At 59.4% G+C, this 485-nt stretch carries 1 pseudogene; it reads left to right on the top strand.

Going from position 1 to position 485, the window contains the following annotated elements:
- Positions 1-201 precede the first annotated feature (201 nt).
- Positions 202-485: pseudogene (locus tag AB3X89_RS40180) on the top strand (IS6 family transposase); the annotation flags it as partial.

Genomic DNA, 485 nt, shown 5'->3' with positions numbered 1-485 from the left:
CCGCTTGCGCGGCCCACCCGTTTTCAGTCTTGCCTTGTAAGGCATGAAAGCTCGCCTGTCGGATAGATCACTGGGCTCTTTCTACCGGACCCACGGTCGTCGCGCAAGGACCCTGCTGAACAAAGCCGCCTGTCGGATAGATCACTGGGCTCTTTCTACCGGACCCACGGTCGCCGCGCAAGGACCCTGCTGAACAAAGCCCGAAACCTCGAAGAAATGATGGCCGAGCGGGGTATCGAGGTGGACCATTCGAGCGTGCACCGGTGGGTTATCAAGCTGCTGCCGGTGTTTGAAAAAGCATTGCGCAAACGGAAACGGCCTGTCGGCAAGAGCTGGCGCGTCGATGAGACCTATGTCAAGGTCAAAGGCCATTGGAAATACTTGTACCGTGCCGTGGACAAGGCGGGCAACACGGTGGATTTCCTGCTGCGCGCCCATCGGGACAAGGCCGCGGCGCGCCGCTACTTCGAGAAGGCGATTGAACA

The sequence above is a fragment of the Paraburkholderia sp. BR14320 genome, assembly GCF_040948665.1.
GTDB classification, from domain to species: domain Bacteria; phylum Pseudomonadota; class Gammaproteobacteria; order Burkholderiales; family Burkholderiaceae; genus Paraburkholderia; species Paraburkholderia youngii.
This window is presented reverse-complemented; position numbering and strand designations above follow the sequence as displayed.